The following is an 8,612-nucleotide window of genomic DNA, read 5'->3' on the forward strand; positions in this document are numbered from 1 at the left end:
TAACTGTGGTAACTGTGGTAACTGTGGTAACTGTGGTAACTGTGGTAACTGTGGTAACTGTGGTCAGGCTATTTTAAAATTATTAATAGATTCAACTTAAATATTATATTTGTAAAATAACCATTACCGACTATAGATACTCTTACACTTATACTATATCTACATGCCATAATCCCAATCATTATTGTTTGATTTGGTCTTGTTGATTTCTGCTTTCATTTTATGAATACGTTTGAGTTCCAATTCATATTCATTTTTATAAAGCTCATATAAGTTTTCTTCTCGAATTTTCTTCACTTTTTCAATTAATGGCTTTATATCCATTTGAATTATGGGATCAGCACTGTAAAGCTTCCAACGTTCAATCTGAGGCACATCTTTTAGTTTTGTGCCAAATTTCTTATTGTAGCTAGCATTAGATAGGCATGAAACTTGACTAGGCACTTGGACTTCAATGCCCTTTATACGAACTGTTTTCATCGGAGCATACTTTTCTAGTGACTCGTTTATCAACTGTTCTGTCAACTCGCGGTAATGTCTAATTTGATTTTGTCCTAACCCCAACACATCAGCTGTAATCTTCTGAGCACCACCTCGTTCAGGATTTTTAGGCCGGTATTGCTCAAAAAACAATGCTGGTGGCCTTTCTATATTTCCAAGTGTTGTTCTTTCAGAATATATTAGGTGCAAATGCGGTTGATCAGATTCACCATCTAAAGTACCTTTATGACTATGAATAGCCCAGCTATAAGGGAGCTTAAATTCATCACAAAAAAAAGCACTCACTAAATTCTTTGATAATTCTATTCTTTGTTCTTTAGATAATTCTTTAGGTAAAGCAACTGTAATACTACAAGATGCCCTAATTTCTTTTTTTTCATATTTATCCACTGCACTCCAAAATTTCTCTGGATCATCTTTCGCCCACTCAGGCATATTCCCTGAAATTTTAAACTCTAACTCTTCATTTAAATCACCCTTATTAAGCTCAAAATGCTTAATCCTACTTATATAGCAATAGGCATTATAAGAAGATTTCCTATCTTTTTTCCGATTATGTCTTAAATCAAGATAAAACATTTTACTAACTCTTTTATATATAAAAAAGTTAATATATTTTAAAAACAATACAACAGTTTTATTATGTAATAAAAATTCAAAAAAGTGGTTATACCACTAAATATATTTTTTAAATTTTGATACCTCATCTTAGCCGAGTCTCTCAAACGAGATGCTATTACCTCATCTAGATGACACGTTTTAGACAGCTTTATAGTGTAACGCTGCTTTCTATCGTGTAATGCACATTTTTTATAGTGTAACGCCTGTTTTTTTATAGTGTAACGCACCTCCAAAAAAGCATAATCTTAAGAATAACAATATATTTCAATATCTTAAAAAAACAGTTAAATGGCTTTTGGTCCCACAGGGCGAGATGAAGTGTCTTTTTACTGACAAAATTACGTAGTAATGAGGTCATAAAAAGACACGGAGACGAGATAAGAATTTTTTGTGCGCAGCCCAAAAAATTCTTAAGCGACAGCTTCCTATTAAACGTTTTTTAAAAGAGCAGTTCTGCAATTTTTTCAAATTTTATATGAAACAAATCATGTAATTTTGGTTCCTGTTATAAATAAAAATTCATTTACAACTGGAGCAAAAACATGGCTGGTAGACCTAAAAAAACGATTACAAAAGATGATTTATATGGCTTACTTTATATATATAAGCAGGAACTATTCTTTGATCCCAAATATCAATGCGAAACAAAACTAATCTCTCTTCTAGATAATATTGATTTAGAAATTTTATCCCGTGATAAAGCTAAATATGATGAATTTAAATTAAATAATATAAAGCTAATAAACCAATGTGAATATAAATTAAAGGAAAGAAGAAAAAATAATGAGATAATTAAATATTTAAAAAGTATTCCAAGCGAAAAATTAAAACCAATTGAAAATAAAATTTTAAATATCTATGAAAATTTTAATACCCTAACAAGTGATGAATATTTTAATCTACAAAAACAACTTAACAACTATCGTAGTCATCATAGTGAAATGATTAAAAATAGTGTTTCTAAAAATATGGTATCCCCTGAAGATAAAACTCATGAACAAGAAAAAATCAAAGCTAGAAAAACTCTAAATAACGAAAAATTCTTTTTAGGTGGTGCTTTTTTATCACTCTATAGGGAGTTTTTTTCTGATGAATCCCCATCTTCAACAGATGCACTTAGCATCATGATCAAAGTTTTTTACATATATAAATTTAATGCTCAACATGATCCAAAGCTAGCCAATTTATTCGAAAAATATCGCCACTTACCCCCTTTCCTAGCATTAGAAAACAAGCTAGATGAAATCAAATCAGATAGTAGAAATCCAATGAATAAAGAAACTGCTTCCTGATCGAATTGTCGAGGGATCATCTCCTAATGCACTCGCTACAATCTCTCTCAATCGACTCACCTGATTTGTCGATTTATTTAGCTCACTCTTCTCTAATATATGTGCATATTTCAATCTAGATCACATTGAGCTGAATGATTGGCGCAGTTTGAACTACTCCATTGGGTCAAAGTGGTCTGTTCTTCTTTATAAATAAAATAAACAATAAAAATAATTGAATATATTTAGCACATGTTAGCTATCACTCTACTTTCCATCTTTGCGTATTCTGATATAAACCTACCATCTATTCCTATTCAAACCCTATCACTTATTCCTGTTCCGAGTAGGCCACTTAAGACAAATACTTATTGTAATCAGTAATTATCATCAACTAATTAAAACTAAGAATAGTCCACTGAATTTACAAAAAAATCCTCCATAATTTATGATGTATCTTCAGTGAATGTAACCTTCATTTTTATACTTATGACTGGCTTTGTTGCACAAAGATTTCATAACTATATGATTTTAAAGGTTTTGATTATTTTTTGATCCAAAATTAAATTTATTTAAATCAGATGCTTACATATTTATGCAACAAAGCCAAACCAAATTAAAACCTTTAAGCCATGGTATGAATCGTATCTTTAAAGCGTTTCCACGCCACGTAAAAGAACACAATTGCAATTGCTATCAGCCACAGAAACGATGGCCAAACGATATTTAGCCCAGCATTTCGGTACAAAATGGCCTGAGCCAGCTCAACAAAATGTGTGGTCGGTGCAATCAGCATCAGATATTGCAATACTTCAGGCATACTTTCTCGCGGTGTCATGCCACCTGAAAGCATCTGCATCGGAATCAAAATCAACATCATTAACAAGCCAAACTGCGGCATGGATTTGGACATAGTCGCCAAATAAATCCCCATCGAAGTGGTGGCAAACAACGTCAACAAAGCACCAAAGAAGAACAGAAACAAGTTACCTTCTATAGGTACGTTTAAGGCCATCTGTACCACCAGCTTCAGACCGATAAAAGCTGCTATCAATACCACTAGACTCATCGACCAGACTTTGGACATCATGATTTCAAACACCGTGACTGGCATCACCATCAAGTGTTCAACCGTACCGTGTTCACGCTCACGAATTAACGCAGCACCAGTCAGAATAATAGACAGCATCGCTACGTTGTTGATGATTTCCATAACACTGCCAAACCATTTCTGGTCTAGTGTTGGGTTAAAGCGTGCCCGCATTTCCAGCTCTACTGGCATACTGGTCATTTCACGATGATGCAGCAAATATTCACTAACTTCTGACTGTACAATCTGTTGGATATAACCTGCCCCGATCATAGCTTGCGACATACGTGTTGCATCTACATTGACCTGAATTGCGGCCGAGTTACCCGCCAAGACATCTTCCTGAAAATTCACTGGAATATTTAAAGCAAAGGTAAATTCACCTGCATCCATTCCAGTATCCATGTAATTCAGTTCTGTGGTTCGCGGAATAAAATAAGGTGGATAAAATGCCGAGCTAATCCGCTCAGACAAAGTTGAATGATCTTCATCTACAATCGCAATAGGCGCCATATTCAGGCTGTCTGTCATGGCTGTAGCAGCCGTGTAAATGGCCACTGTAAAGGTGTAAATGATAAGAATCAGCATGACTGGCTCACGCCAAAGACTCCACAACTCCTTGCAACCGAGCTGATAGATATTCTGTATTTTCTGTCTGAACATCCTAGGGCTCCTGTTTTTTTAGTGCAAGGATTGCTGCACACATCATCACGGGGACGGACAGCAGAATAATCCAGAAACCCTGACTCAAGTCTTCAAAACCCAATGCCTTATTGAACACCCCACGGCTGATATTGATCATGTGTGTCGCAGGATAGATCTCTCCAAACCAGCGACCAAAACCTTCCAATGCAGAAACGGGATTAATAATGCCCGCAAATTGCATCACTGGAATCATCGTACCGAGCATCACCAAAAACATCGAGGCGATCTGACTTTTGGTTAGTGCCGAAGCCAATAAACCTGTAGCTGTAGAAAAAATAATAAACAGTAAAGATGCCAATGTTAGCGTCAAAAAACTGCCTTTAATCGGCACATCAAAAAACACCACTATCATCAGGCACATCAGGAAATAATTCAGCATGGCCAGTACCACGTAAGGAATTTGCTTGCCAATTAAGAATTCACTGCGGGTGACTGGAGTAACATACAAATTCACAATCGAACCCAGTTCTTTTTCTCGTACCACAGACAGTGCTGTAAGCATTGCAGGAATGAGCAGAATTAATAATGGGAACAAAGCTGGAGCCATTGCTGGCAAGCTCTTGATATCTGGGTTATAACGAAAGCGGGTTTCTACATTGACCGCACTGGAATATTTATAACCACTTTGTTCCAAGGCTTGCTGCATTAACCAATGAGCATGAATCCCTTGCACATAGCCCTGAACCGTTTCTGCACGCTGCGGCATAGCTCCGTCAATCCATGCACCAATTTTGACGTTCTCTCCCCGAGCCACATCTCGCGCAAAACCAGGTGGAATTTCAATCGCCAAAGCAATACCCCCACTGCGCATGCGCTGGTCTAGGTCTTCATAACTTTGCAGAGGTGATTTTTCCACAAAATAACGTGAGCCAGCGATACTCATCGTGTAATTCTGGCTTAAACCTGTCTGGTCACGATCCAACACTGCAAACGTCAGATCATCCACATCCATGGTGATTCCAAGTGCCATCACCAACAGCAAAATGATTGACCCGACCAAAGCCATGGTCGCACGAATCGGATCACGCGCCAGTTCTAGCGATTCACGCCATGCATAACTGAGCAAGCGCTGTAGGCTGAATCGACCAGACTTCGGTTGTTGCGTATTAACAGACAGATGATCACTAGCTTGCTGTTCATCCTTTTCTTCTGTCGCAGTCTGAGCGCCAACACCAGCACCTGCGTCCAACAGATAGCCAATAAAAGCTTCTTCTAATGAACTCGCTTGACGGTTTTTTATTAATTGTGCAGGCGCTGCACTGTCCAAGACCCGTCCTGCATGCATCAATGACATACGGTCACAGCGCTCTGCTTCATTCATAAAGTGGGTGGAAATAAAGATGGTGACCCCATCTTGACGTGACAAAGTGATCAAATGACGCCAGAAATTATCCCGCGCGATGGGGTCTACGCCAGAGGTCGGCTCATCCAGAATTAAAATTTCAGGCTGATGTACCAAAGCAACTGCCAATGACAGACGCTGCCGCAAGCCGAGCGGTAAATCATCTGGTAATTTGTCTTTTACATTACTTAAGTCAAAACGCTGCAGCATCTCATGCACACGTGATGCAATCTGCTCTGCAGGCACATGAAATAACTTGGCATGCAGCACCAAGTTCTGAGTAATCGTCAATTCACTGTAGAGTGAAAAGGATTGTGACATATAGCCAACACGGCGACGGGTCGCTATATCACTGCCTTCCACGGGTTGGCCGAACAACCATGCCTGCCCTTCCGAAGCTTCCAGCAATCCCGTCAGAACTTTCATAGTGGTCGATTTGCCACAACCATTGGAGCCTAAAAAACCAAAAATTTCACCACGGCGAATCTGAAAATTGACATGATCGACTGCGGTAAAATCACCGAACTTAACGGTCAGATCTTTGGCTTCCAGCGCATATCCTTCTGAATCATGATGAGGCAAGGCAGGAATAACGACTGGTTCATAACCTTGTTTCTTTTGCTCTGGCAAAAGCTTGATATAGGCCTCTTCTAAACTGTGGCTGCCAGTTTGTGCCAACAGCTCATCAGGACTACCAGTTTTCAGGATTCTGCCTTCATCCATCATCGCTAACCAGTCAAAACCTTGCGCTTCATCCATATACGCTGTGGCGACAATCACACTCATTTGTGGGCGGACACGACGAATACGGTTAATCAACTCCCAAAACTGCGAGCGTGCCAAAGGGTCAACCCCAGTGGTCGGCTCATCTAAAATTAAAAAATCAGGATCATGAATCAAAGAACAACACAGGCCGAGTTTCTGCTTCATCCCGCCAGAGAGTTTTCCTGCGGGACGATCCAAAAAGTCATACAACCCAGTGCTTTTGGTGAGTGCATCAATACGCTTTCGGCTTTCTGCCGCATTATGTCCAAACAAACGGGCAACAAATTGTAGGTTTTCTTCCACCGAAAGAGTTTTGGATAAGTTTTTGCCAAGCCCTTGTGGCATATAGGCAATATGCGGGCAAACTTTTCTGCGGTGTTTTGCATCGGCAATATCACCACCGAGTACCATCAAACGGCCCTGCTGAACGACCTTGGCACCTGCCAGCAATGCCAGTAGGCTTGATTTACCCACGCCATCTGGACCGATCAGACCAATCATGCAGCCTGCAGGCAAGGACAGAGAAATATCTATTAAAGCCTGAGTTTTGCCATATTTCAGACTGACCTGTTGAATGTCGGCAACAATCGCACCTTGCGCAGATGATGCTGTCATGATTTAACCAGATTGCTTAGGAATTCAGGCCAAGGAGCACTTTCATCAACTTTGATATAAGCCACGCCTGGAAGGCCAGTTTTGACTTGCTGAATGTGCTTTTGTAACAAAGCTGGATCAATTTTGGCTTTAACTCGAAACATCAGTTTTTGACGTTCACTTGCAGTTTCCACTGTTTTTGGGGTGAACTGTGCAGTATCTGCAACAAAAGAAACACGGGCAGGGATCACTACATTTTTGGCTGCATCCAGCACAATACGAACTTCTGTACCTATGGCAATTCGGCCTGCCACCGTTTCTGGCAGAAAGAAGGTCATATAAACGTCCGACAGAACAATCAGGTTCATGACCCGTCCGCCTGCGGCAATCATTTCACCGGGTTGTGCCACCAAAAACTGAACACGTGCCTTTAATGGAGCTTTGAGCTGGGCATCTTCAATATCAAAATTAATCCGCTCTACTGTGGCCTTAATCGCATCGACTTGTGAACGTGCACTGGACACCTGACTTCTTGCTGCCACAATTGCGCTTTGTGCACTGTCTACTTGTGCTCTTGCTGCACTCAACACCGCAGCCACACTTTTAACATCTGCACGTTCATCATCTAATTGCTGTTTTGATGATGCTCCATCTTTAGCCAAAATTTCAGTTCGTGCCAAACGGTTTTTAGCCGCAACCAGTTCAGTTTCACGTTGAACAACCATGGCTTGCGCTGCAGCTTTTTCACTGATTCGCATGGCGACTTGCGCTTCTGCGGTAGCAATGCCATCTTGTGCCTGACGCTGCTGGGCTTGGACTTCACGGAGTTGTGCTTCTAAAGCAGACACTTTAATACGGGCTAAAACTTGACCTGATTCTACAAAGTCGCCTTCTTGCACCAAGATTTCTTCTAACTGGCCAGCTAATTTACTGGAGATATTAATTTCAGTTGCTTCAATTCGCCCATTACCACTGACTAAAGCTTCTGTATCGGATTGGGTCATATTTTGCCAGACCAAATAAGCCACCAAACCCAAAATCACCACTACACTCACCAGTGTGAGTTTTTTAATATTCATGTTTGTGATTACCCAAAAACTTGTGCTAAAGAAATCTTTCAAAATTATTTTATAACACGAATGTTACTCGCAATATGTTGTCTACACATCTCTAAACTATATAATTTTTCTCTGTACACGACAAATTTCACAGAACCCTTATCCTATCAGGATTCTGCTTTCTTAAAATTGCCAAAATTTCCTTAAACTCTTCTTTTTTCCCAAAACCAATTAAACGCTGAATCGCCATTTGAACATAGTCTAAACCATAGCGAAATAAACTCATTGAGAGTCGTCCATGCTTCTTTATTTTTATCGCTTTTTTTTGATTATGCTGCCATTCACCCGTTAAGTAACACCAACAGAAGCTTATAGCTAACACCGCAATCAGTTTTTTCACTCGTCTAGGGTCTGTCAAGCGCGTATTTTCAAGATTAAACCCGCGTCCTTTGAGACAACTGAATAAGGTTTCAATTTCCCAGCGTAATGCATAATCCTGAATAGCATTGGCATTAAACTGAGGAGAAACGACGAGTAAAAGCTCTCCATTTTCTAACTGTAGTGCACTTATATATAGTTTCACCCGACCAACCAAAATCCGGTAATCCCCCCTAAAAATAATAGGATCTAAAAGTAGAATTTTCTCTTAAGATACGAGCAGGAGA

Annotated in this window: 5 protein-coding genes and 1 pseudogene; 1 reads left to right on the forward strand and 5 read right to left on the reverse strand. The window is 39.6% G+C overall.

The features are described from left to right. Window positions 1-159: 159 nt before the first annotated feature. Window positions 160-1,080: a MobA/MobL family protein gene (locus tag ACPEPR_RS13615; RefSeq protein WP_321121079.1), complete on the reverse strand. Its 921-nt coding sequence runs from the start codon at window positions 1,078-1,080 to the stop codon at window positions 160-162. 584 nt (window positions 1,081-1,664) lie between these two features. Here ACPEPR_RS13615 and ACPEPR_RS13620 point away from each other — a divergent pair. Beyond that, on the forward strand, window positions 1,665-2,414 hold the full coding sequence (locus ACPEPR_RS13620; RefSeq protein WP_423562548.1) for a hypothetical protein: 750 nt from the start codon (window positions 1,665-1,667) through the stop codon (window positions 2,412-2,414). A gap of 604 nt (window positions 2,415-3,018) precedes the next feature. Here the strand turns inward: ACPEPR_RS13620 and ACPEPR_RS13625 are convergent. The 4 genes and pseudogenes from ACPEPR_RS13625 to ACPEPR_RS13640 all read right to left on the reverse strand — a co-directional run. Then, entirely contained in the window at window positions 3,019-4,146 is a 1,128-nt protein-coding gene (locus ACPEPR_RS13625; protein WP_168418216.1) for an ABC transporter permease, read from the reverse strand. Between the two features lies 1 nt (window position 4,147). Continuing rightward, window positions 4,148-6,910 (reverse strand): ribosome-associated ATPase/putative transporter RbbA, encoded by a 2,763-nt coding sequence (gene rbbA / locus ACPEPR_RS13630; RefSeq protein WP_423562549.1) that lies wholly within the window; start codon window positions 6,908-6,910, stop codon window positions 4,148-4,150. Beyond that, window positions 6,907-7,968, reverse strand: a complete 1,062-nt coding sequence (locus ACPEPR_RS13635) for an HlyD family secretion protein (RefSeq protein ID WP_419225130.1) — start codon at window positions 7,966-7,968, stop codon at window positions 6,907-6,909. Before ACPEPR_RS13635 ends, rbbA begins: the two co-directional genes overlap by 4 nt. A 127-nt stretch (window positions 7,969-8,095) precedes the next feature. Continuing rightward, window positions 8,096-8,548: pseudogene (locus tag ACPEPR_RS13640) on the reverse strand (IS4-like element ISAba1 family transposase); the annotation flags it as partial. Window positions 8,549-8,612: the final 64 nt, after the last annotated feature.

Origin of the sequence: Acinetobacter sp. AND/436 (assembly GCF_049546925.1) — a bacterium.
GTDB lineage: Bacteria > Pseudomonadota > Gammaproteobacteria > Pseudomonadales > Moraxellaceae > Acinetobacter > Acinetobacter indicus.

Coding starts and splice junctions, on each gene's coding strand:
- ACPEPR_RS13615 (WP_321121079.1), bottom strand. CDS start 1,080: ATGTTTTATCTTGATTTAAGACATAATCGGAAAAAAGATAGGAAATCT.
- ACPEPR_RS13620 (WP_423562548.1), top strand. CDS start 1,665: ATGGCTGGTAGACCTAAAAAAACGATTACAAAAGATGATTTATATGGC.
- ACPEPR_RS13625 (WP_168418216.1), bottom strand. CDS start 4,146: ATGTTCAGACAGAAAATACAGAATATCTATCAGCTCGGTTGCAAGGAG.
- rbbA (WP_423562549.1), bottom strand. CDS start 6,910: ATGACAGCATCATCTGCGCAAGGTGCGATTGTTGCCGACATTCAACAG.
- ACPEPR_RS13635 (WP_419225130.1), bottom strand. CDS start 7,968: ATGAATATTAAAAAACTCACACTGGTGAGTGTAGTGGTGATTTTGGGT.